This window comes from Corynebacterium sp. HMSC05C01, assembly GCF_001807155.1.
GTDB lineage: Bacteria > Actinomycetota > Actinomycetes > Mycobacteriales > Mycobacteriaceae > Corynebacterium > Corynebacterium coyleae.
Genome location: NZ_KV787962.1, coordinates 1 through 21,458 on the forward strand (window position 1 = coordinate 1; position 21,458 = coordinate 21,458).

The following is a 21,458-nucleotide window of genomic DNA, read 5'->3' on the forward strand; positions in this document are numbered from 1 at the left end:
CATGTCCAAAAAGTCATGAGACATGACACGTCTAGCTGGATTCGAGGCGGAGCTAGACGATGAGCCGAACTAGACGATCAGCGCGCCCCGGTTCCCTCAAAATGCACAATATATTGCGCAAAGACCCCCTTTACAGCGCAGCAGTCGGGTGCAATATTGCCTACATGGGGGATTTACAGAAGAAACGCGAAGCAGAACTCGAACTCATTCAAGACGTCGCAGCAAAGTCCAAATCTGCAGTGATCACAGGTCCAGCCGCGGCCAGGTGGCTAGGACTCTCGACATACAACTGGGTCACCACAGTCGACCTCGCACTACCAGGAGAAACGAGGCCGTGGAAGCGCGGCGATGCCCATCGCATTTACAGAAGTGGAATCCTCGCTGAACAGGAGTACCTCGTACACAAGGGGGTTCGCACGGCGACGGCGATCAGGGCGATGTTCGACTCGTTCAGGTACCACGGGCGCACTGAAGCGCTGGTGCAGATCGAGTCGGCGAGGTGGAAGCACCGCCACCTGACCACGGAATACCTACTGGATAAAACGGGAGCGCTGCCGAAAGCACGCGGGATCGCGGGGTTCCGGAAACTCATCGAATACGCGACGGATACGTCAGCGAGTGCGTTGGAGACAATTGTGCGCGACGCAATCCTGCGCGCGATCGCAGACGGAACGCTTACCGGGGTGGTCACGCTCGAGTTCCAGGTTGGCCTGCGGATTCGGGAACGTGACGGCCGCCCGATGATGGCCTGGGCGGACATACTGATCAACGGGTTTCTCGTTGTGGAGGCAGACGGTCTCGAGAAGACGAGCGGGGTGATGGGGGATGCAGCGAGCATGCTTCGCGACGAACTCGAGCGCGAAACCCAGCTTCAAAACCAGGGCGCAGTTGTCAGGCGGGTGAGGTGGGACCGTGCAACGTCCACTGAGTTCATCGCGTCGCTGCAGACTGTGATCGACAGCAGCCCCGGCGTGAGGGAGTTACCGAATCGGGTGGACGTGAACTATCGCGACTGGTTGGAGGAGTTAGAACAACGCGCGGCATAATCTGCTCGTGCTCAAACCGCGCACGCCACCGCCTATGTATGCTCTACGTCACACTCATAACCTAGGAGGACACTATGTGGTTTGACGGATATCTACGGCAATTCGGAAACCGGCTGGAGGACTTCCTTTCAGTAGCAGTCCCCGAAGCGCTCGCAGAATTGACGCCTTCCCAACGGGAGCAAGTTACCAATGGCGTAGACGAGTTTCCCTTTGAAATCGTGCTCGAAATTCTCAACTCTAAACACAGCCATGAAGACACCGTCTCCCGCATCCTGGCCATAACCGGAACATGGATGAATGCCGCATCAGGGAGCCAGTGGACTGTTGGTCCTCTCAGCAGCACTGCTTACTCAGAGCGAGTAGGTGTAGGTGTTAGGTGGGGCGAGCTCGCATTTTCACCGTTGTTAGGTATCTCGGAGAACCTTGTCGATACATTTCCCACCTGGCCGGGCGTACTCATGGAATTTGCTCGCATGCAAGAGGACGATCGCGACTATTTCCGTCAGAGAATGCAGGAAATCCTCGAAGAGACCTAGTACCAGCGCTCGAGGACGGCGGCGACGCCGTGTTCGTCGTTGGTGGCGGTGACGTGGTCGGCGGCGTCCTTGAGTTCGGGTTTGGCGTTAGCCATGGCCACGCCGGTGCCCGCCCACTGGATCATCTCCAGGTCGTTGGGCATGTCGCCGAACGCGATTGTCTCGGCGGCGGTAAGCCCGTAGCGGTCGGCGAGGTATTGGGCGCCGGTGGCTTTGTTGGCGCCGGGTCGCGAGATTTCGATGAGGCCTTCGTCCATGGAGTAGGTGAGGTGGGCGACGGTGTCGTCGATAAGCGGTGCGATGATGTCGTACATCTCGGCGGAGGTCATGTCGGGGCAGCGGACCAGCAGTTTCGCGGCGGGCACCTCGATGAGCGTTTGCTTATCGACGACACCAAACCGACTATCCCACGCATCCGGGTTGTACTCCGGCGTGATCAGGAAGCATTCGTCCTCCGGGTCGAGGGCTGAGGAGCCGACGCGTTCGACGCCGTAGCCGTGGTAAACGCCAGCAAGTGCGCGTTCGACGTCGTGGAGGATTTCGCCCATGGTGTCGGGGGTGAGTTCGTGGGTGTGGAGGACGCGGTCCTCGGTGGGGTCGTAGACCACTGCGCCGTTGGCGCACACGCACACGGGTGCGACCGGGAGCTGCTCGAGCACCGGGATGAGCCAACGGTGGGGGCGGCCGGTGGCCAGGCCGAAGTGAGCGCCGCTGGAAATCGCACGGGTTACCACGTTGCGCAGGCGCGGGGTGACGCGGCCGGCGGAGGTGATGAAGGTGCCGTCGATGTCAGAGATGATCAGGCGGGGTGCGGTGTCCGGCAGCGAGGTGGTCATGGTTTCCGGCCCTTCTTCGCGGCTTTCTCGGCGCGTTCCTCGGCGTGGATCCGGTCGGCCTCCTCAATAGTGGGTGCGGTGCCGCCGAGGGCGGCGGGCAGCCAGGGCTCACCTGTGCCGGGGCCGGCGAGTGCGGTGTATTCGGTGCGGGATTCGTCGAGAAGCAATTGCATCTGGCGTTTGAGTTCCGCGGTGTCGGCCTCGGCGTCACCGGTGAGTTCGACGGGTGCGCCGTAGCGGACGATGACCGGCACATTACGGAAGTGTTTCGGCAGGTCCTTGGTCCAAATGCGTTGCGATCCCCAGATCACGCACGGGATGAGCGGCACACCGGCCTGATGGGCGATGCGCGCGGCACCGGTTTTGAAACTGGCCAGTTCGAACGAGCGGGAGATGGTCGCTTCCGGGAAGATGCCCACCAGGTTGCCGCTGCGAAGTCGCTCCACGGCGGGCGCGATGGCGGTGCTGCCATGGGCGCGGTTGACCGGCACGTGATGCATCTTGCGCAGCAGACGCCCGAGGACGGGTACGTCGAAGACTTCCTGTTTGGCCATGAAGCGCACGAGGCGCTCGCCGCGCAGGTAGGGGCCGGTGCCCATGAGGATGAAGTCGGCGTAACCGGTGTGGTTACCGGCGATAAGCGCGCCGCCCTCGGTGGGGACGTGTTCGGCGCCGATGACGGTGACGTCGATGTTCAACGCCCGCATCACGCGCCGTAGCGTACCCACGAGCCCCTGGTAGAAGCGCTCCACCGCCTCCTCACGGTGGGCTGGGCTTTCAGTAAAGCGTTGCGGGACGTTGAATCCACGGTAGGCGCGCAGTTTCATTAGGGCGTGAGCACTTCCTTGCCCACCCACGGACGTAGCGCCTCAGGCACGCGCACGGAACCGTCGGCCTGCTGGTTGTTCTCCAGGATGGCGACGAGCCAGCGGGTGGTGGCCAGGGTGCCGTTGAGGGTTGCGGCGATCTGGGTCTTGCCGTCGGCATCGCGGTAACGGGTCTGCAGGCGGCGTGCCTGGAAGGTGGTGCAGTTCGAGGTAGACGTCAGTTCGCGGTAGGTGTTTTGCGACGGCACCCACGCCTCCGTATCAAACTTACGGGCTGCAGAGGAGCCCAGGTCGCCGGCGGCGACGTCGATGATGCGGTACGGCACCTCAACGGCGGCGAGCATGTCGCGCTCCAGGCCAAGGAGCTTCTGGTGCATCTCCTCTGCGTCTTCCGGCTTGCAGTACGCAAACATTTCGAGTTTGTCGAACTGGTGGACGCGCAGAATGCCCTTCGTGTCCTTGCCGTAGGAGCCGGCCTCGCGGCGGAAGCAGGAGGACCAGCCGGCGTAGAGCAGCGGGCCATCGGACAGGTCGATGATCTCGTCCTGGTGCAGGCCAGCGAGTGCAACCTCGGAGGTGCCGACGAGGTACATGTCGTCGCGCTCCAGGTAGTAAATCTCCTCGTCGTGCGCGTCGAGGAAGCCCGTGCCCTGCATGATGTCCGGGCGTACCAGCACCGGCGGGATCATGAGCTTGAAGCCGGCCTCGCGGGCCTTCTGCGCGGCGAGCATGAGCATGCCCAGCTGCATCCAGGCGCCGTCACCGGTGAGGTAGTAGAAACGCGCGCCGCCGACCTTGGTGCCGCGCTTCATGTCGATCAGGCCGAGCGGCTCGGCGAGGTCCAGGTGGTCCTTGACCTCAAAGTCGAACTCGGGGACCTCGCCGACGTGCTCGAGCACCACGAAGTCCTCTTCGCCGCCAGCCGGGGCGCCCTCGATGACGTTGGCGATGGAGTACTGCAGCTTCTCCAGCTTCTCCTGCGCCTCAGCTTCCGCCGCTTCGGCTTCCTTCACGCGGGCCTTCAACTCGTTAGAGCCCTCCAGCAGCGCTGGGCGGTCCTCCGGGGCTGCCTGGCCAATCTTTTTACCGAACGCTTTCTGCTCGGCGCGCAGCTCATCCGCTGCTTGGATCGCAGAGCGTCGGGCTTCGTCGGCGGCCAGGAGCTCGTCGACAAGCGCTGGGTCCTCTCCGCGAGCTCGCTGGGACTCACGGACTGCCTCGGGGTTTTCGCGCACACGCTTCAGATCAATCACAGTTGCATACCTTACCTTGTCCGCCGACGCGCGTACGCCGATCCGCAATCCGGTCATAACCAGTGCGCTATGGTGGCCTTATGCCCACCCGGATCACAGACGGCCCCGTGCCCAAGCATGAGCAGCTGCGCGCGATTATCGACGAACTGATCTCCACCGAGCTCTCCCCCGGCGACCCCCTGCCTGGCGAGCGGGCATTAGAAGAGGCCTACGGCGTATCCCGCATCACGGTGCGCCGCGCGATCGGGGATCTTGTGTCCGCTGGACGTTTGCGCAGGGTACGCGGCAAAGGCACGTTTGTGGCGCCTGCCCCGCTGGTGAGCCGCCTGCACCTGGCGAGTTTTTCGGACGAGATGCGGGCGCAGCGGGTGGAGGCGTCGTCGAGAATCTTGCTCTCTGAGCGCACCACCCCGCCGGACGCGGTGGCGACGTTCTTCGGCACCCCGCCGACCACTGAGCACATCCGCCTGCGGCGCCTCAGGCTTGGCGACGGCGAACCCTACGCCGTCGACGACGCCTGGTACAACTCCATCCTTGTGCCTGACCTGCTGGAAAACGATGTCTACCACTCCGTGTACACCCTGCTGGAAAACGAATACGGGCTCGGCATTACGGAAGCGGAGCAGACCGTCACCGCCGTCACGGCAGGCCCCGACAACGCACCGCTTCTCGACGTCACCCCGGACACCGCCCTCCTCCACATCCTGCGCTACGCCCGCAGTGGCACCAGCAACGTGGAGTATTGCTCCTCGGTGTACCGCACGGACCGCTACCGGCTGACTACACGGGTCGCCCGCGAAGTGGAATAATGGTGCGCCATGGCTTCGAAACAGACCGCGCTGCGCGCCTTCCTCATCGCCACCCTGGCGGGCACGGTGGGCGCCGGCACCTACGGACTGACCGCCGATAGTTCCGGCTCCGCGGACCAGGCGGGCGGCTCGCCTACCTCGAGTTCTGTTGCGGAGGCGGCGTCGTTCACCACCGCCGACGCGGGCTCGTGCCTGACCTGGCAGGTCGCCGAGGACGGCACCCGCACCAACTTCGAGCAGGCGGATTGCGCCGGCGAGCACCGCTTCGAGATTGCCAAGCGCGAGGACTTGGCAACCTACCCCACCTCTGAGTTCGGGCCCGAGGCGCCGCTGCCAAACCAGACCCGCCAGGCCCAACTGCGCGAGGAACTCTGTGGCGCTGCAACCCTGCGCTACCTGGACGGCAAGTACGACCCGAACGGGCGCTACTCCATCGCCCCGATCCTGCCGCCGGCCGACGCGTGGCAAAACGGGGACCGCACCATGCTGTGCGGCCTGCAAGAAACCGACAGCAACGGCGAGCCGGTGCTCACCTCCGGCAAGGTTGCGGACGCGGACCAGGCCCGCGTGTTTGAGGCCGGCGAGTGCGTGGCCATCGACGCCGCCAACTCCCTGTCGGTGGTGCCATGCGACAAGCCGCACCAGCTGGAGATCACCAGCCGCGTCAACCTGGCGAAGCACTTCGCAGACCACACCCCGTCCGTCGAGGAGCAGGACAAGTACCTCGGCGACGTGTGCACTCAGGCCGCGCAGGATTACCTGGGCAGCGAGGAGGCGCTGTACCAGATCGCGCTGCGCCCCTTCTGGACCTCGCAAACCCCGGCCGCCTGGGAGGGCGGTTCCCGCAGCGCCAATTGTGCGTTGATGTTCTCGCGCCCGGAGGGCCAGTTTGCCAACCTCACCGGGTCTGCGACGCAGGGCCGCGAGCATTTGCTTATCGACGACGCCCCGCCACCCGCACGCCCCGAACGCCGCCCGTTACGCTCTGAGCAGCAGGCGAACCAGTCGCAGGCCCCGGCACCTGCGCCTTCGCCTGCGCCGGAAGCGCCTGCCCCCGAAGCGCCTGCCCCCGAAGCGCCTGCGCCTGCACCTGAGGCTCCGGTGCAGTTCTGATGATGGCCCCGGTCAGCGACGAACTGTTCGAGGAGATGATCAACGACGCGTTGGACACCATCCCGGACCGCTTCGCCGAACATATGCAGAACATGGTGATTTTGGCCCGCGACTTCAACCCCGACGACCCCACACTGCTCGGGCTTTTCGAGGGCGTGCCGCTGACCGAGCAGCACTCCAACCACTCCGGGTTCCTGCCCGATGCGGTGTTCATCTACAAAAACGCACTCGAAGCCATCTGCACTGACGAGGAGCAGTTGCGCCACGAGGTGAAGGTCACCGTCCTGCACGAGGTCGGCCACTACTTCGGGTTAGAGGAGCACGAGCTGCACGCCCTCGGCTGGGGTTAGGCCTTCGGCCAGCTTCCGAGCATGCGTATCTGCGTCGCCTGCTCCCCCACGGCGGCAACCGCTTGGGCGATGGGGTCGTCGTCAATGTGGCCCACGAGGTCGACGAAGAAGTTGTAGGTGTTGGGCTCTTTGCGGGTCGGGCGCGACTCGATGCGCGACATGTCCACCCCGCGCACCGCGAATTCCTGCAGCGCGCCGACCAGGGTGCCTGGTTTGTTGGGGGTGCGGAAGACGATGGCGGTGCGGTCGTTGCCTGTTGCGGCCGGTACCTTGCCTTGCTTACCGACGAGCACAAACCGCGTCCGCGCCGTCTCCATATCCGCCACCCCACGGGCGTGAACGTCCAGGCCGAACAGGTCCGCGGCGCGCTCGGGCGCGGCCGCCACGTCCGCCTCGCCGTCCGCGACCATCTTCGCCGCGGCCGCGTTCGAGGACGCCGGGACGAACTCCACGCCCGGCGCGTGCTCACCAACCCAGCGTTTGACCTGGCTGTACGCCACCGGGTGGGTGGCCAAGCGGCGGGCGCTCTCAAGGGTTTCGCCCGCGCGTGTCATGATGGCGAACGCGATGGACAGTTCCGTCTCGGCGTAGATTTGCACGCCGGGGGTGTCCACGAGCGCGTCGGCGGTGGTGGTCACCGCACCGTCGACGGAGTTCTCGATCGCGCACACCGCCCAATCGGTCTTGCCTTCCGCGACCGCTTTGAGCGCCGCCGCAGGCGAGTCAACCGGGACGAACTCGGCTTGGCCTGTGGAGTCGAAGCGGCGCGCCGCCTCCTCGGTGAAGGTGCCCTCGGGTCCGAGATACGCAATTCGTGTCATTTCTTCTCCTGTGCTGTTTCTTCAGCGAGTAGCGCGTAGGTGATCAGCCAGTGTGTGGCCATGAAGTTGGTGCCGGTGAGGTGGGGCACGGTGGTGTCGATAAGCATCTGCGTGCCCTCTGGCTTACCGATGGCCCGCAGCAACCACGCCCGCGTCAGCATTAGCCCGAGCAGATGGGCCTGCTGGCCGTCCTCGGGGTCGTTGACCTGGAGCGGGGTGGCGTAGAACTCCAGCGCACCCGGAGTGAAGAAGCAGTCTAGCCAGGCGGGGAAATCCTCGCCGAGTACGCGCTGCATCAGGGCTGCCTGCGCCAGCCCGTTGGGGACGAAGTCGTGGCCGGACAGTTCCCAGGTGTGTGGGTAGGCGTGGTCGTTGTGGAACCAGGCGCGGGCGGTGTCGTCGCAAAGCAAGCGGAGCTTGTGGAGGCCGAGTGCGTCGGCGGCGTCGATGATCAGCAGCAAAGCGAGCGCCGAGTTGCTATGCACGCCGTGGCGCACCGGCAACTGCTGAGTGCCAAGCCAGGCGGTGATGTTCTCCTCCAGTTGGCGGGCCAGCGGCGCCATCGCGGCCTCCCATGGGGTGCCGAGCGTGACCTTGCACAACTGCAGCGCCCACGCCCAGCCATACGGCCGCTCGTACAGCGGGTGCTCGCGCAGGTAGGCGGCCTCGGCGGCGATGTTGTTGGCGGTCAGGCGCTGGTTGAGCAGGTCGGTGAGCGAGGGGTCGTCGACTAGCTTGTGCAACTTCACCCCGCTGGCCAGCATGTGCACGCACGAATGCCAGTCGAAAGACCCCCAAAACGCCGGGTGCAGGCGGCGCGGGGTGACATCCGTGTCGGCCGGCCCGAGGCTCGCGTGGTGCATCGCCGCCGGATACTCCCGGCCGACGACCTCGACGACAGTGCGCGCCCACAATTCGTGCATGGCGCTAAAGTTACCGCATGCAACGGCGCCTGAAGATAGAGATCCTGCTGGTCCTCGCCGTCACATTCGGCACCGCGGGCCTGCGCGCAGCCCTGCGCCTGATCGACTCGCTGCTCAAAGCCCCGCTCAACCAACAAACCACCACAATTTACGACGCCACCTCCACCATCCCGTGGCTCGACCTCGCCCTCCAGGCATGCTCGGCGCTGACCCTGTTCGCGTGGGGTGGACTCGCATGGTTTCTTCTCGACGACCGAACGCACCCACCGCGCCTACCTCGCCTCCCCGACCTCGCCCGCGGCGCCGGATTCGCAGCCCTGATCGGCCTGCCCGGGCTCGCGTTTTACGTCGCCGCCGTACACCTCGGCCTGTCCAAAGTTGTCGTACCGACCACCGAAGCCGTGCAGGTCCCGACCTCCCTGCTGTGGTCGCTCGCCAACGGCTTCGGCGAAGAAATCGTCGTGGTGATGTACCTGGTCACCCGCCTGCGCCAACTCGGGTGGAAGCCCTGGCAGTTCATCGCCGCCTCAGCCGTACTGCGCGGGTCCTACCACCTGTATCAGGGCATCTCGGCGGGCCTGGGCAACATCGTCATGGGCGTGGTGTTCGCCTGGTACTTCCACAAAACCGGTCGCATCTGGCCGCTGATCATCGCCCACTTCCTCATCGACGCCGTGGCGTTTATCGCCTACCCACTCCTCGACCTGTCGTGGCTCGGAATCTAACCACACGCGTCACACTGGTTACACTGTTTTTATGTCAACGACGCCCCACTCCAACGACCCCCGCGACAACGCGGGCGAGTTCGTCCTGGGCAAAGACGGAAAACCCATCGTCGACCGCTACGGCCGGCCCGTCCGCCGCCGGACCTCGCAGACAGCGCGGCCTACTCAGTCTGCACGGCCTTCCGAATCCGAATACCGTGCGGAGCGCCGCGTCGAGCCGGGCCACACCGTGTACGAGCCGCGTCCCGCCTACGAGCCACGTCGCGCACCCCAGTACCCGCCGCGCGAAACTTCAAGGCCGGTGCAGTACCGGCCCGCTCAACGGCCCACACAGCGCCCGGTGCAGCGCCCGGTGCAGCGTCAGGCACCCCGTGATGAACGGCCGATGCCGCTGCAGGTGTCCAAGAGGAGGGAAAGGTCGGCGGGGCGTCGTCGTCAAGCAAAACGCCCTGGCTGCGCCAGCATCATCGCGCTCATCGTCGTGATCGCGCTCGCGTCCGTCCTCCTTACCGACGCCCGCCTCAACCGCGTCGCCGCACTCCCCGACGAACAAATCGGCAATACAGCCGGCACCAACTGGCTCCTCGTCGGTTCCGACTCACGCACGGGCCTGAGCGAACGCGATGTCGAACGGCTCGGCACCGGCGGCGACATCGGCTCTACACGCACCGACACCATTATGCTGCTCCACCTGCCCCTACGCGGCAAAGCAACCCTGATGTCCATCCCGCGCGACTCCTACCTGCCAGTACCCGGATACGGCTACGACAAAATCAACGCCGCGTTCGCCCTCGGCGGCCCCGAACTCCTCGTGCAGACCGTCGAGCAAAACACCGGGCTACACATCGACCGCTACGCCGAAATCGGCATGGGCGGCATCGCCGGCGTTGTCGACGCCGTCGGAGGCGTGGAAATCTGCGTTGCCGAACCTATCGACGACCCCCTCGCCAACCTGTTCGTCGAGCCCGGCTGCCAAAAGATGGACGGCCCCACCGCACTCGGCTACGTACGCACCCGCGCTACCGCCCAAGGCGACCTCGACCGCGTCGTCCGCCAACGCGAATTCCTCAGCGCATTGACCTCACGAGTGTTCTCACCTGCGGTGTTCCTCAACCCGTTCCGTGTTGGACGCCTGCTATGGGTCGCGCCAACCCTGCTCACCGTCGGTTCCGGCGACCACGTTTGGAACCTCGCCCGCATCGCCTTCGCTATGCGCGGCGGCCTTGACACCGAGACCGTGCCCATCGGCGGCTTCGACGACACCGAAGTGGGCAACGTGGTGCTCTGGGACGACGAGGCAGCCGAAGCCCTGTTCGCCCGGCTGCGGTAGCGGCTGGTTGGCGGCCGGTTGGCGGGTGGGCCGGCTGCGCCTCCTTTCCCCCGCCCCCGCCCCTCCCACACATGGTGAGAACACAACGGTGAAGACGCGTAAAAACTCGCAAGCTCTCCGTTGCGTTCTCACCATCTGTGGTGGTGGGGTCGGTGGGGGCGGCGTCGCAAAGCTAAACGGCGCCTCCTACACGGTGCATTTCGTCGAAAATCAGCGAAATGAGCTGTGTTGGATGTACCGTTTGGGGCCAGCACCCAACCGAACCACCCCGCCACGCACGAAAAAGCCGGCCGCCGGGCGCAAACCCGGGGACCGGCTTAGAGCAGTAAGCGCTTACTGCTCGTCTGGTCGCACGACCGTCGAGCCAGAGCCAGCACCAGCAGCACCTGCGGTGCCCTCAACGCCTGGCCACTTGCCGGCGGCGATGAGCTCGTTCTTGCGCTCAACCCAGAAGTCGGCGTTCTTGATGCCGAGGGCCTCGGGGTCGAAGTGCGGGTCGATACCGGCCTTCTTCTGGCGGCGGTAGTCCCACAGACACTTGAGGGCCGGGACCTGCAGGAAGAGGATGGCGACGATGTTGAGCCATGCGGTTGCGCCCACGCCGATGTCGCCGAGTGCCCACGCGTTGCCCGGGGTAGTGGTTGCGCCGATGAACACCGCAGCGATGATCAGGACGCGTAGGCCCCAGATGATGGCCTTGCGGGCGCCTTCGTTCTTTACCCAGCGGTTGAGGTAGACGGAGTTGGTTTCTGCCATGTAGTAGTACGCCAGCACGGTGGTGAAGGCGAAGAACATGATGGCCAGCGCGATGAAGGATGGGCCGAGGCCGGCGGAGAAGGAGTTCAGGCCTTCTTGGACGAAGCCGGGGCCGACGGGCACGCCGTCGGGAAGCGAGCCGTCGTAGACTACGGCGCCGTCTTCGGACTGGCCTTCGAACACCTTGTACATGTCGGTGGAGATGATGATGAAGGCGGTTGCGGAGCAGACGAAGAGGGTGTCGATGTAGACGGCGAATGCCTGGACGAAGCCCTGCTTGGCCGGGTGGGAGACTTCGGCGGCTGCTGCGGACTGCGGGCCGGTGCCCTGGCCTGCTTCGTTGGAGTAGATGCCGCGTTTGACGCCCCACATGATGGCTGCGCCGAGCATGCCGGAGAATGCTGCTTCCTTGTCAAAGGCGGAGCGGAAGATGATGCCGAAGACTTCGGGGATGTCGGAGGCGTTGGCGAAGAGGACGACGATGGCGATGATGATGTAGATGGCGGCCATGAACGGGACGACCATGGATGCGAAGTTCGCGATGCGCTTCACGCCGCCGATGATGATGAAGGCGAGGAGGATCGCCATGACGGCTGCGGAGATCTTGACGTCGATGCCCCATGCGTTGTCCACGGCTGCGGCTACGCCGTTGGCCTGGATGCCGGGGAGGAAGTAGGAGGTTGCCAGCAGCATGCAGATTGCGAAGATGATGGCGTAGACCAGCATGAATGGTGCGGCGGTGGTGTGCTTGTAGGCCTTTTCGATGTAGTAGGCCGGGCCACCACGGTATTCGCCGGTGTCGCGGTCGGTTTCTTTGTAGATCTGGGCGAGGCAGCACTCGATGAACGAGGTTGCGGAGCCGAGTAGGGCGACGAGCCACATCCAGAAGACGGCACCCGGGCCACCGAAGGCGATGGCGGTGGCGACGCCGGCGATGTTGCCGACGCCGACGCGGCCGGCAAGGGAGATCATCAGCGATTGGAACGAGGAGATACCTTCTTCGGACTTTTCGCCGGATTTGAGTTGGCGGATCATGTCGGGCAGGCAGCGGATCTGCAGGAACAGGGTGACGAGTGTGAAGTATGCGCCTGCGCCGAGGCACAGGAATACCAACCAGTTGGACCAAATGAGGCCATTGAGGGTGTCGATGAACCCTTCCATGGCGCCCTCCTTTTGTTTGTGTGCTGGGGTTTTCTTGAACGTCGTTTCAAGTAACTAGAGAATCTAGACCATCACTTTGTGCTGTGTGTCACTTTTTGTGTAAAAATTATTCTTCGGCACCAAAAATATTCGGCCCCAATTGTTGGGCAGACGTTGCGGACGCCGCTGCAGTATTGAAAGGATGTTTATGGAACCCGCTGGTAAGCGCACGAATCGCTTGCGTAAGTACTCGCCTGCTTGGCCGGTAAAGGACTTGCCCGCAAGTTCGCATGTGCTTGACGACGACTCCACGCCCCCGGCTGATACCAATCCCGACATCACCCCCGATGCGGATGTGAAGCCGAAGGCGGCGTGGCGTTTCTTTGTCTACAGCGCCATCGGCATCTTCGCGTTTTTCGTGCCGTTTTCTATTAATGGTTCGAAGTCGACGATCCTGCTGGATCACATCGTCACGTGGATCACCACGACCCTCGGCGAGGGGACCCGCTTCCTGGCGTTGGCGGCGATCGTCGCTGGCACGATCTACCAGTTCGTCACTGGACGCTGGAAGGAGGACTACGCGCGCATGGCCTTTGCGGCGTTGTCCGTGTTGGCGATTGTGCTGTGTGCGATGTTGACGTTTGGGTTCGGCCCGGAGTGGTTGTTCAACCCGGATATTGGTCCGTTCATCCTGGATAAGTTGGTGATCTCGGTCGGCCTGCTGATTCCGGTCGGCGCGATTTTCTTGGGTTTGCTGGTGGGCTTTGGCCTGATGGAGTTCATTGGCGTGATGGTGCAGCCGATCATGCGCCCGGTGTTCCGCACTCCGGGCAAGTCTGCGGTGGATGCGGTGGCGTCATTCCTTGGTTCCTACTCGCTGGGCCTGTTGATCACGGATCGTATGTATAAGAACGGCAGCTATAACGGGCGTGAGGCGTCGATTGTTGCTGCAGGTTTTTCTACGGTGTCGGCCACGTTTATGGTGATCGTCGCTAAGACGCTCGACATCATGGAGCACTGGATCGCGTACTTCTTTATCGCCTTCATCATCACGTTTATCGTGACGGCGATTACGGTGCGTATCCCTCCGATTTCGCGCATTCCGGAGGATTATTACCCGGGGGCGACGCCGCATCCGGAGAAGGAGATCACCGGTAACCGTTTCAAGGCGGCATGGCGTGAGGCGAAGATTGAGCTCAACCGTGCGGATTCGTTGGGCAAGGTGTTGTGGACGAACTTCCGCGACGGTTTGGTCATGGCGGTGCAGGTCACGCCGGGCATCATGTCGGTTGGCGTGATTGGCCTGGTGCTGGCGACGTACACCCCGGTGTTCAAGGCCGTTGGCGTGGTGTTCTATCCGGTGGTGTGGTTGCTGCGTCTGCCGGATCCGTGGGCAACGTCGGGTGCGCTGGCGACCGGCTTGGCGGAGATGTTCCTGCCGGCCACGCTGACGGCGGGTTCGGATGACATGGTGTTGAAGTTCACCATTGCTGTGGTGTGCGTGAGCCAGATTTTCTTCTTCTCGGCGATGGTGCCGGCGGTGTTGGCGACGGACATTCCGCTGAACATCGTGAAGATGGTCATCATTTGGTTCATCCGCGTGGTGCTCACCGTGATCATTACGGTGCCCGTCGCCTACCTGCTGTTCTAAGGGGCGTTTGCTTAGCGACGACGCCCTGCCGTCGCCGTTACCGCATCGTCGATAAGCCGTGCTGCGGCTTTGGCGGTGCGGTTATCTACGTCGAAATCGGGGTTGAGTTCGACAACATCCAGCAGCGCGACGCGGCCGGTGGCGGCGACGGCGGAGACCATGGCGCGCAGTTTCGCGTAGTCCACGCCGAAGCCCGCGGGGGCGGACACACCCGGCGCGACGGCGGCGGGAAGGACGTCGAGGTCGATGGAGAGGTGGATCGGCAGGTCGCCGTCGACGGAGGCGAGGGCGCGGTAGACGGCTTCGCGCATCGACATTTCAGCAAGTTCGGTGTCCAGCACGGTGGTCACACCGAGGTCGTCGGCGGTGTCGAAGAGCACCTTGGTGTTGTTGGGCTGGGAGATGCCGAAGACGGAGTAGTCGAAGTCGCTGCCCGCTAGGTCGGCGATCTGGCGGAAGGGTGTGCCGGAGGTGGGTCGGCTGGCGGTGCGCAGGTCGAAGTGGGCGTCGAAGTTGATGATCTGCATCGGGCCGATGGCCTCGTAGGCGCCGCGGTGGGTGGCAAAGGAGGTTTCGTGTCCGCCGCCAAGCACGACAGTCATGCCGTCTGTGCCCTGGGCTGCGACGAGGTCGCGGACCTTGTCTGAAAGGGTCCGTTGCGCGGTTTCGAGGTCGTCGTTTTGGGTGGTGACGGTGCCGGCGTCGATAAGCGTGCGCTCGTCGTGAATAGCGAGGGAGCCGAGTGCGGCGCGCAACGCGTCGGGGCCCTGGGCGGCGCCTTGGCGGCCGCCGTTGCGCTCAACGCCTTCGTCGGAGGCAAAGCCGATGAGGTGCACGGCTCCTTCGTGCGGTTCGGCGTTGGTGGAGACCTCGCTGTGCCAGCGGGCGTGCTCGGCGCCGGGGCCGTCGTCGCGGCCGGTCCAGTCGGGTGCGGGTGCGAAAAGTGGTGCTGTGACTGTATTCATGCCACACGAGCCTAGCGTCGGGGCATACTGAGAGGCGATGAATAAGCCCCAGGTTCCCGCTGCGCACAATGTGCTGCGCATCCTGTCGCTGCTGTCCACTACAGATGCGCCGATTTCTGCGACCCGTATTCAACGCGAGTTGGAGCTGCCCCGTTCGACGACGTACCACTTGCTGCGCGAGTTGGAGGATTCCGGCTTTGTGGTGCACTTGAAAAACCCGGGCACGTACGGGTTGGGCCTGGCGGCGTACCGGATGTCGCAGGCGTACACCACGCAGCAGCCGCTGGTGCGCCTGGCGGCGAAGCCTCTGGCGCGTATTGCTGCGCTTGCTGGGGGTTCGGCGCACCTGACGCGTCTCGCCGGTTCGGAGATTGTGTATCTGCACGAGGTGCGTTCGCCGGGGGCGGTGTCGTTGGTGACGGAGGTTGGTGTGCGTCTGCCGGCGTTGGCTACCGCGTCGGGTCGCATCATGCTCGCGTATTTGCCGGACGCGGAGTTGCGCGCGGTGTTCACGTCGTCCGGCGAGCGTCGTCGGTACAGCGAGGTCAAAGCGCAGCTTGTCGACGTCCGCGAGCACGGCTGGGAAGGCGAATGTGAGGAAGTCTCGCGCGGGCAGGAGTCGGTCGCGGTGGCGGTGCTGGACCACTTGGGGCGTCCGGCGGCGGCGCTTGCGGCGACGTTTCCTGTGGGTAGTGCCGATAAGCAGGAGCTTCTCGGAGCGCTGACGGATGCTTCGGCCCGCTTGCGTACGCAGTTTTTTGGTAATCGTTGAGGACTACAACGGTGTGATCTAGCATCGCACGCATGGCAACTATTAACCCCGTCACAGTAGGCATCGGCGCGCTGTCCGTTGAGGACGTCGTCGCCGTCGCGCGCTACGGCGCAAACGTTGAGATCGATCCGGCGGCGCTCGAGGAAATCGCCGCTACCCGTGAGCGCATCGAGGAGCTCGCTGCGGACCCGACCCCGGTCTACGGCGTCTCCACTGGCTTTGGCGCCCTGGCCACGAAGCACATCCCGGAAGATATGCGCGCGCAGCTGCAGGTATCGCTGGTGCGCTCCCACGCCGCGGGCTCCGGCCCGGAGGTGGAAGAAGAGGTCATTCGCGCGCTGATGCTGCTGCGCCTGTCCACGCTGTGCACGGGCCGCACGGGTGTGCGCCCGGTGGTGGCGGAGACCTACGCCGCCGCGCTGAACGCTGGGATCACGCCGGTGGTGCGCGAGTACGGTTCACTGGGTTGCTCCGGCGACTTGGCGCCGCTGGCCCACTGCGCCCTGGCCCTGCTGGGCGAGGGCGAGGTCCGCGTCAAGGGTGGCGAAATCGTTCCAGCCGCTGACGCCCTTGCCCAGGCCGGCATCGAGCCGCTGGTTCTGCGCGAAAAGGAAGGCTTGGCGCTGATCAACGGCACCGATGGCATGCTCGGCATGCTGTGCCTGGCCATCGCGGACCTGCGCGAGGCGGCCAAGGTTTCGGACATCGCAACCGCGATGAGCGTGGAGGGCCTCAACGGCACGCTGTCCGTTTTCGACGACGACCTGCAGCAGCTGCGCCCGCACCCGGGCCAGGCGGATGCCGCGTACAACATCCGCACCGTGGCGGCGGATTCGCCGATCCTGGCGGCCGCACTCGAGGACTTCAAGGCTAACGACGTGCAGGATGCGTACTCGATCCGTTGCACCCCGCAGGTCGCCGGCGGTTTCCGCGACACACTGACGTACGTGACCACGGTGGCGGACCGCGAGCTCGCCGCCGCGAACGACAACCCGGTGGTGGCCAAGGACGGCCGTGTCGCCTCGAACGGCAACTTCCATGGCGCACCAGTGGCGTACGTGTTGGACTTTTTGGCGATTGTGGTGGCGGATTTGGCGTCGATTAGCGAGCGCCGCACCGACCGCTTCCTCGACCCCGCACGCAACCGCGGCCTCAACGCCTTCCTCGCGGGCGACCCGGGCGTGGATTCCGGCCACATGATCGCCCAATACACGCAGGCAGGCATTGTCAGCGAGCTCAAGCGCAACGCAGTTCCGGCATCTGCGGACTCGATCCCGTCGTCAGCGATGCAGGAGGACCACGTCTCGTTGGGTTGGTCGGCGGGCCGCAAGTTGCGCCGCAGCATCGACGGCCTGCAGCGCGTCCTTGCAGTAGAGATCCTTACCGCCGCGCGTGCGCTGGACATGCGCGAGGGTGAGCCGTCCGTCGGCACCGGTGCAGCTCTGGCCACGCTGCGTAAGCATGTGGAGGGCCCGGGCACCGATCGTTTCCTGGCCCCGGAGATTGAGCATTCCGTGCATTTGGTCAAGGGCGGCGATTACGTCACGGCCGTTGAGGCGGTTGTGGGCACACTTCGCTAAACCGCACTACTCAACGGGCGGCGCCGCAGCATCGGCGCCGCCCGTTTTCTATTACGCATCACCAATAGTCTGGGAACCCAGACAACTGGCGACACTGCCCCCTTTGTTACCACGGGAAACTCCATACACTGTCGCCTACATCATTAACCCCCGCAGATTGTGATTGGAGTCTCACCATGGCTGGCCGGTACCCGAATGGCGATTTCTACGACTTTGAAAGCGAACTGTCCACAGAGGAAAAGGACATCCTCTACAACGTCCGCGATTGGGCAAAGGAGAAGGTGCTTCCGATCGCGGTGGACTACTGGAACCGTTCGGAGTTCCCGCACGAGCTGCTGCCGTCGATAGGCGAGCTCAACATCATCAGCCTCGTACGCGGCCAGGGTCGCTCCCGCCTGCTCGCAGGCCTCGTCGCGGCGGAGATTCACCGCGCCGACGGTTCCGTAGGCACGTTTTTCTCCGGCCAGGATGGCCTGTTCACCGGCAGTATCGAGCTGCTCGGCTCCGAGGAGCAGAAGGAGCGCTGGCTGCCGGACCTCTACGCCGTGCGCAAAACCGGCGTGCTTGCGATCACGGAGCCGGAGGCCGGCTCCGACGTCGCCCAGGGCATGCGCACCACCGCCACCAAGGTGGATGGCGGCTGGATCCTCAACGGCGCGAAGCGTTGGATCGGCAACGCCACCTTCTCCGACTACGTCGCCGTCTACGCCCGCGACCCGGAGGACGAGCAGGTCAAGGGCTTCATCGTGGACACCACGTCCGAGGGCTACACGGCCACGCTGATGGAAAACCGCATTGCCATCCGCGCGGTGCAAAACGCCGACATCACCCTGGACAACGTGTTTGTTCCGGACAGCGACAAGCTCGAGGGGGCGAACTCGTTCAAGGACATCAACAAGGTGTTCAAGAGTGCACGCTCCACGGTGGGTTGGCAGGCCGTCGGTACGCAGATGGGCGCGCTCGACGTGGCACTCGGCTACGCGGATGAGCGCATCCAGTTTGGCAAGAAGATCTCCTCGTTCCAGCTCAACCAGAACAAGCTGGCCACCATGCAGGGCAACCTCGTTGCCTCCGAGTCGATGATGGCCCAGCTGGCCCGCATGGAGGACCGCGGTTCCGCGAACAACGAGCAGTCCGCACTGGCTAAGGCATTCACCTCGAAGCTCATGCGCGAGACGGTCGCGCTCGGCCGCGAGATCCTCGGCGGCAACGGCCTGATCTCGGATTACCGCATGGCGAAGATCTTCAACGACGCCGAGGCCATCTACTCCTACGAGGGCACCTACGACATCAACCAGCTCATCGTCGGTCGTTCCATCACGGGCGAATCGGCCTTCGTCTAGTCCACGCAGGAGGCAACACTATGAATGCACCACTCTCTGGAATCCGTGTCCTCGACCTTTCCCGCGTGCTCGCAGGCCCGTTTTGCTCGATGATCTTGGCGGATCTCGGCGCCGAGGTGGTCAAGGTGGAGTCGCCGTGGGGCGACGATTCGCGTCAGTTCGGCCCGTTCGTCGACGGCACGTCCGCCTACTACCGCCTGTTCAACCGCTCGAAGATGGGCATCACGCTGGATTTCAAAAACGACGACGACAAGGAGGTGCTGCGTGATCTGGTCCGCCGCGCTGATGTGGTCGTCGAAAATTTCCGCCCTGGTGTGCTTGAGAAGCTCGGCCTTGGACCGAAGGATTTGCTGGAGATCAACCCGCGCCTCGTGGTCACGAGCATCTCCGGCTTCGGCCAGACGGGCTCGCTGGCCAAGGAACCGGCGTACGACCTGGTTGCGCAGGCGATGAGTGGCCTGATGTCGATTACGGGTTGGCCGAACAGCAAGCCGACGCGCGTGGGCATCTCGCTGGGTGATCTCATCCCGGGCCTCTACGCCGCAATCGGCACGGTTTCGGCGCTCTACCAGCGTGAATCCACCGGCACCGGCCAGCATTTGGACCTTGCTATGTACGACTCGCTCATCTCCGTCATGGAGTCCGTGGGCATGCGCGCGCTTTACGACGACACCCCACCCACCCGCATCGGCAACGACCACGGCCTATCAGCGCCGTTTTCCACCTACGCCACGAAGGACGGCGACGTGGTCATCGCGATCACCACGAACCGCCTGTTTGAGCGCCTTTCCAACGCGCTTGGCATGCCGGAGTTGGCAACCGACCATCGCTTTGCAGAGCCGGTGGCCCGCTCCGACAACCGGGTTGCGCTGCGCGAACTGATCGAAGAAGCGCTGAGCACGAAGACACGCTCGGAGACCATCGCCCTGTTTGAAGAGCATGGCGTGCCCACCGCCCGCGTGTACGACCTGGACGAGGCGCTGCGTAGCCCGTTCGCCCAGGAGCGTGGCGTGGTGGTTGAAGAAACGGATGGGTTCCGCACCCTCGCCTCCCCGCTCAAGCTCGCCGGGATGGAAAAGCCGACGCCGGCGCCGGAGTTGGGGCAAGACAACGAACGTATCCAGTCCTGGTTGAGCGAAGATCCGCGCACCACCTGAGTTCCGTAAAGGAGCAGCACCATGGATGAAACGCAGACCCCACGTCGTGGTGGCAGCACCCGTTGGATTCCGGGCGACAATATTGCCGCCGTCCCGTCCCTTCCGCCCGAGCATGAGGTAGACAGCGCAGAGCCGAAGAACAAGTGGAGGTTTTTCCTCTACAGCGCGATCGGTTCCTTTGCGTTTTTCGTCCCGTTTACTGTCGGGGAGAAGAACACGATTTTGCTGGATCACATTGTTGGCTGGCTCCAGTCCTCACTCGCCGGCGCCCTGCCGTACATCACCTTGGTGATGATCACCGCCGGTGCCGTCTACCAATTCGCCACCGGTAAGTGGCGCGAGGATAAAGCGCGTGCCGTGTTCGCGTTCCTCTCCGCGTTGGCGGTGGTGTTGTGCGCGATGCTCGTGTTCAACTTCGGCCCCGCATTTCTTTTCGACGAACGCCTCGGCCCTTTCATCCTGAACAAACTCGTCATCCCCGTCGGCCTGCTTATCCCAGTCGGCGCCGTGTTTTTGGGTTTGTTGGTTGGCTTCGGCCTGATGGAATTCATCGGTGTGATGGTGCAGCGGTTCATGCGGCCGGTGTATCGCACGCCGGGCAAGTCTGCCGTTGACGCGGTGGCGTCCTTCCTGGGCTCGTATTCGCTGGGCTTGTTGATCACCAACCGCGTCTACCGCACCGGCGGATACACCGCCCGCGAAGCGTCGATCATCGCGGCTGGGTTCTCCACCGCGTCCGCAACGTTCATGGTGGTTGTGGCGCGAACGCTGGACCTGATGCACATCTGGGGCGTGTACTTCGCGGTCACACTGATCGTGTGCTTCCTGGTCACTATCGTCGTCGTCCGTATCCCTCCGCTGAGCACGATCCCGGACGACTACTACCCGGGCGCTACCCCGCAGCCGGAGGAGCGCGTGGAGGGCAACCTGTTCGCCGCCGCGTGGAAGGAAGCGAAGGCGTTTTTGGCGCAGGCGGAGTCGCTGCCAAAGACCATTTGGCGCAACTTCAAGGACGGCGTGATCATGACCATCCAGGTCATCCCGGGCATCATGGCTGTTGGCATCATCGGCTTGGCGCTGGCGTTCTACACCCCGGCATTCAAGATTCTGGGCGCGCTGTTCTACCCGCTCGCGTGGGTGTTCCAGTTGCCGGATCCGTGGCTCGCGTCCGAGGCGTTTGCCATCGGCCTCTCCGAGCTGTTCCTGCCGGCAACGTTGGCGGCTGGCAACGAGTCTGACGTACTGCGCTTCACCGTTGGTGTGGTCTCCATCAGCCAGGTGTTCTTCTTCTCCTCGATGATCCCGGCGGTGCTGGCCACGGACATCCCGTTGAAGATCAGCCACATGGTGATCATCTGGTTCCAGCGCGTGGTGCTGTCCATCATCCTGACGGTGCCGATCGCGTACCTGATCTTCTAACCCCCACTGCCCGGTCTGTCTCGTATCCGAGACAAACCGGGCAAAAACTGTATTCCAGCAACCACATTGCTCCCTTATCCTCAATGTAACGCGGGTTACATTCCTG

General features: G+C 63.8%; 20 protein-coding genes. 13 read left to right on the forward strand and 7 right to left on the reverse strand.

The features are described from left to right. The first annotated feature begins 437 nt into the window (after window positions 1-437). Window positions 438-1,046 carry a hypothetical protein gene (locus tag HMPREF3145_RS11685; RefSeq protein ID WP_141740838.1) on the forward strand — a complete coding sequence of 203 codons (609 nt, stop codon included), beginning with the start codon at window positions 438-440 and terminating at the stop codon, window positions 1,044-1,046. Window positions 1,047-1,120: 74 nt separating this feature from the next. Further along, window positions 1,121-1,582, forward strand: coding sequence for a hypothetical protein (locus HMPREF3145_RS07565; RefSeq protein ID WP_070422636.1), 462 nt, complete (start codon window positions 1,121-1,123; stop codon window positions 1,580-1,582). On the opposite strand, the gene HMPREF3145_RS07570 is transcribed toward HMPREF3145_RS07565, so the two are convergent. From HMPREF3145_RS07570 to serS, 3 genes are read right to left on the reverse strand one after another with little or no spacing between them, the layout of a single operon-like run. Next, window positions 1,579-2,418, reverse strand: coding sequence for a Cof-type HAD-IIB family hydrolase (locus tag HMPREF3145_RS07570; protein WP_070422637.1), 840 nt, complete (start codon window positions 2,416-2,418; stop codon window positions 1,579-1,581). The two genes, HMPREF3145_RS07565 and HMPREF3145_RS07570, sit on opposite strands and share 4 nt — an antisense overlap. After that, window positions 2,415-3,245 (reverse strand): lysophospholipid acyltransferase family protein, encoded by an 831-nt coding sequence (locus HMPREF3145_RS07575; RefSeq protein WP_070422638.1) that lies wholly within the window; start codon window positions 3,243-3,245, stop codon window positions 2,415-2,417. The genes HMPREF3145_RS07570 and HMPREF3145_RS07575 overlap by 4 nt, the downstream gene beginning before the upstream one ends. Further along, a complete protein-coding gene (gene serS / locus HMPREF3145_RS07580) occupies window positions 3,245-4,498 on the reverse strand; it encodes a serine--tRNA ligase (RefSeq protein WP_070422639.1) in 1,254 nt (417 codons plus the stop codon). The genes HMPREF3145_RS07575 and serS overlap by 1 nt, the downstream gene beginning before the upstream one ends. An 80-nt stretch (window positions 4,499-4,578) precedes the next feature. On the opposite strand from serS, the gene HMPREF3145_RS07585 reads away from it, so the two are divergent. The 3 genes from HMPREF3145_RS07585 to HMPREF3145_RS07595 are packed head-to-tail and all read left to right on the forward strand — an operon-like array spanning window position 4,579 to window position 6,770. Continuing rightward, window positions 4,579-5,307 carry a GntR family transcriptional regulator gene (locus HMPREF3145_RS07585; protein ID WP_070422640.1) on the forward strand — a complete coding sequence of 243 codons (729 nt, stop codon included), beginning with the start codon at window positions 4,579-4,581 and terminating at the stop codon, window positions 5,305-5,307. A gap of 9 nt (window positions 5,308-5,316) precedes the next feature. Continuing rightward, on the forward strand, window positions 5,317-6,420 hold the full coding sequence (locus HMPREF3145_RS07590) for a septum formation family protein (RefSeq protein ID WP_070422641.1): 1,104 nt from the start codon (window positions 5,317-5,319) through the stop codon (window positions 6,418-6,420). A gap of 2 nt (window positions 6,421-6,422) precedes the next feature. Continuing rightward, window positions 6,423-6,770: a metallopeptidase family protein gene (locus HMPREF3145_RS07595; protein WP_070422663.1), complete on the forward strand. Its 348-nt coding sequence runs from the start codon at window positions 6,423-6,425 to the stop codon at window positions 6,768-6,770. On the opposite strand, the gene pheA is transcribed toward HMPREF3145_RS07595, so the two are convergent. Both pheA and HMPREF3145_RS07605 read right to left on the reverse strand, forming a co-directional pair. Next, window positions 6,767-7,591 carry a prephenate dehydratase gene (gene pheA, locus HMPREF3145_RS07600; protein WP_070422642.1) on the reverse strand — a complete coding sequence of 275 codons (825 nt, stop codon included), beginning with the start codon at window positions 7,589-7,591 and terminating at the stop codon, window positions 6,767-6,769. The genes HMPREF3145_RS07595 and pheA overlap by 4 nt on opposite strands. Further along, the gene (locus HMPREF3145_RS07605; RefSeq protein ID WP_070422643.1) at window positions 7,588-8,514 is read right to left on the reverse strand and encodes a DUF2891 family protein; all 927 of its coding nucleotides are present in this window, start codon (window positions 8,512-8,514) and stop codon (window positions 7,588-7,590) included. The genes pheA and HMPREF3145_RS07605 overlap by 4 nt, the downstream gene beginning before the upstream one ends. A 17-nt stretch (window positions 8,515-8,531) precedes the next feature. Here HMPREF3145_RS07605 and HMPREF3145_RS07610 point away from each other — a divergent pair, with 17 nt between their 5' ends. Then, window positions 8,532-9,239: a CPBP family intramembrane glutamic endopeptidase gene (locus tag HMPREF3145_RS07610; RefSeq protein WP_070422644.1), complete on the forward strand. Its 708-nt coding sequence runs from the start codon at window positions 8,532-8,534 to the stop codon at window positions 9,237-9,239. A gap of 31 nt (window positions 9,240-9,270) precedes the next feature. Continuing rightward, window positions 9,271-10,569, forward strand: coding sequence for an LCP family protein (locus HMPREF3145_RS07615; RefSeq protein WP_083279456.1), 1,299 nt, complete (start codon window positions 9,271-9,273; stop codon window positions 10,567-10,569). Window positions 10,570-10,902: 333 nt separating this feature from the next. On the opposite strand, the gene HMPREF3145_RS07620 is transcribed toward HMPREF3145_RS07615, so the two are convergent. After that, on the reverse strand, window positions 10,903-12,486 hold the full coding sequence (locus HMPREF3145_RS07620; RefSeq protein WP_083279457.1) for an alanine/glycine:cation symporter family protein: 1,584 nt from the start codon (window positions 12,484-12,486) through the stop codon (window positions 10,903-10,905). Window positions 12,487-12,673: 187 nt separating this feature from the next. Here HMPREF3145_RS07620 and HMPREF3145_RS07625 point away from each other — a divergent pair, with 187 nt between their 5' ends. Beyond that, on the forward strand, window positions 12,674-14,116 hold the full coding sequence (locus tag HMPREF3145_RS07625; RefSeq protein WP_083279458.1) for a YjiH family protein: 1,443 nt from the start codon (window positions 12,674-12,676) through the stop codon (window positions 14,114-14,116). Between the two features lie 11 nt (window positions 14,117-14,127). Here HMPREF3145_RS07625 and hutG read toward each other — a convergent pair whose 3' ends face one another. Continuing rightward, window positions 14,128-15,081: a formimidoylglutamase gene (gene hutG, locus HMPREF3145_RS07630; RefSeq protein WP_070422645.1), complete on the reverse strand. Its 954-nt coding sequence runs from the start codon at window positions 15,079-15,081 to the stop codon at window positions 14,128-14,130. Between the two features lie 37 nt (window positions 15,082-15,118). On the opposite strand from hutG, the gene HMPREF3145_RS07635 reads away from it, so the two are divergent. From HMPREF3145_RS07635 to HMPREF3145_RS07655, 5 genes are all read left to right on the forward strand, one after another. Further along, complete coding sequence (locus HMPREF3145_RS07635) at window positions 15,119-15,853, forward strand: IclR family transcriptional regulator (RefSeq protein WP_070422646.1); 735 nt, start codon at window positions 15,119-15,121, stop codon at window positions 15,851-15,853. Between the two features lie 32 nt (window positions 15,854-15,885). After that, entirely contained in the window at window positions 15,886-17,433 is a 1,548-nt protein-coding gene (gene hutH / locus HMPREF3145_RS07640; RefSeq protein WP_070422647.1) for a histidine ammonia-lyase, read from the forward strand. Between the two features lie 176 nt (window positions 17,434-17,609). Beyond that, window positions 17,610-18,776, forward strand: a complete 1,167-nt coding sequence (locus HMPREF3145_RS07645; RefSeq protein WP_070422648.1) for an acyl-CoA dehydrogenase family protein — start codon at window positions 17,610-17,612, stop codon at window positions 18,774-18,776. Window positions 18,777-18,796: 20 nt separating this feature from the next. After that, window positions 18,797-19,933, forward strand: coding sequence for a CaiB/BaiF CoA transferase family protein (locus HMPREF3145_RS07650; RefSeq protein WP_070422649.1), 1,137 nt, complete (start codon window positions 18,797-18,799; stop codon window positions 19,931-19,933). 21 nt (window positions 19,934-19,954) lie between these two features. Then, window positions 19,955-21,352, forward strand: coding sequence for a YjiH family protein (locus tag HMPREF3145_RS07655; RefSeq protein WP_141740839.1), 1,398 nt, complete (start codon window positions 19,955-19,957; stop codon window positions 21,350-21,352). Window positions 21,353-21,458: the final 106 nt, after the last annotated feature.

Excerpts from the sequence above, each read along its gene's own strand:
- HMPREF3145_RS07620 (WP_083279457.1), bottom strand. The coding sequence starts at position 12,486 with ATGGAAGGGTTCATCGACACCCTCAATGGCCTCATTTGGTCCAACTGG.
- HMPREF3145_RS07585 (WP_070422640.1), top strand. The coding sequence starts at position 4,579 with ATGCCCACCCGGATCACAGACGGCCCCGTGCCCAAGCATGAGCAGCTG.
- HMPREF3145_RS07590 (WP_070422641.1), top strand. The coding sequence starts at position 5,317 with ATGGCTTCGAAACAGACCGCGCTGCGCGCCTTCCTCATCGCCACCCTG.
- HMPREF3145_RS07650 (WP_070422649.1), top strand. The coding sequence starts at position 18,797 with ATGAATGCACCACTCTCTGGAATCCGTGTCCTCGACCTTTCCCGCGTG.
- HMPREF3145_RS07575 (WP_070422638.1), bottom strand. The coding sequence starts at position 3,245 with ATGAAACTGCGCGCCTACCGTGGATTCAACGTCCCGCAACGCTTTACT.
- HMPREF3145_RS07625 (WP_083279458.1), top strand. The coding sequence starts at position 12,674 with ATGGAACCCGCTGGTAAGCGCACGAATCGCTTGCGTAAGTACTCGCCT.
- HMPREF3145_RS07655 (WP_141740839.1), top strand. The coding sequence starts at position 19,955 with ATGGATGAAACGCAGACCCCACGTCGTGGTGGCAGCACCCGTTGGATT.
- HMPREF3145_RS07605 (WP_070422643.1), bottom strand. The coding sequence starts at position 8,514 with ATGCACGAATTGTGGGCGCGCACTGTCGTCGAGGTCGTCGGCCGGGAG.
- HMPREF3145_RS07635 (WP_070422646.1), top strand. The coding sequence starts at position 15,119 with ATGAATAAGCCCCAGGTTCCCGCTGCGCACAATGTGCTGCGCATCCTG.
- HMPREF3145_RS07595 (WP_070422663.1), top strand. The coding sequence starts at position 6,423 with ATGGCCCCGGTCAGCGACGAACTGTTCGAGGAGATGATCAACGACGCG.
- hutH (WP_070422647.1), top strand. The coding sequence starts at position 15,886 with ATGGCAACTATTAACCCCGTCACAGTAGGCATCGGCGCGCTGTCCGTT.
- HMPREF3145_RS07570 (WP_070422637.1), bottom strand. The coding sequence starts at position 2,418 with ATGACCACCTCGCTGCCGGACACCGCACCCCGCCTGATCATCTCTGAC.
- HMPREF3145_RS07645 (WP_070422648.1), top strand. The coding sequence starts at position 17,610 with ATGGCTGGCCGGTACCCGAATGGCGATTTCTACGACTTTGAAAGCGAA.
- HMPREF3145_RS11685 (WP_141740838.1), top strand. The coding sequence starts at position 438 with ATGTTCGACTCGTTCAGGTACCACGGGCGCACTGAAGCGCTGGTGCAG.
- pheA (WP_070422642.1), bottom strand. The coding sequence starts at position 7,591 with ATGACACGAATTGCGTATCTCGGACCCGAGGGCACCTTCACCGAGGAG.
- HMPREF3145_RS07610 (WP_070422644.1), top strand. The coding sequence starts at position 8,532 with ATGCAACGGCGCCTGAAGATAGAGATCCTGCTGGTCCTCGCCGTCACA.
- HMPREF3145_RS07565 (WP_070422636.1), top strand. The coding sequence starts at position 1,121 with ATGTGGTTTGACGGATATCTACGGCAATTCGGAAACCGGCTGGAGGAC.
- HMPREF3145_RS07615 (WP_083279456.1), top strand. The coding sequence starts at position 9,271 with ATGTCAACGACGCCCCACTCCAACGACCCCCGCGACAACGCGGGCGAG.
- hutG (WP_070422645.1), bottom strand. The coding sequence starts at position 15,081 with ATGAATACAGTCACAGCACCACTTTTCGCACCCGCACCCGACTGGACC.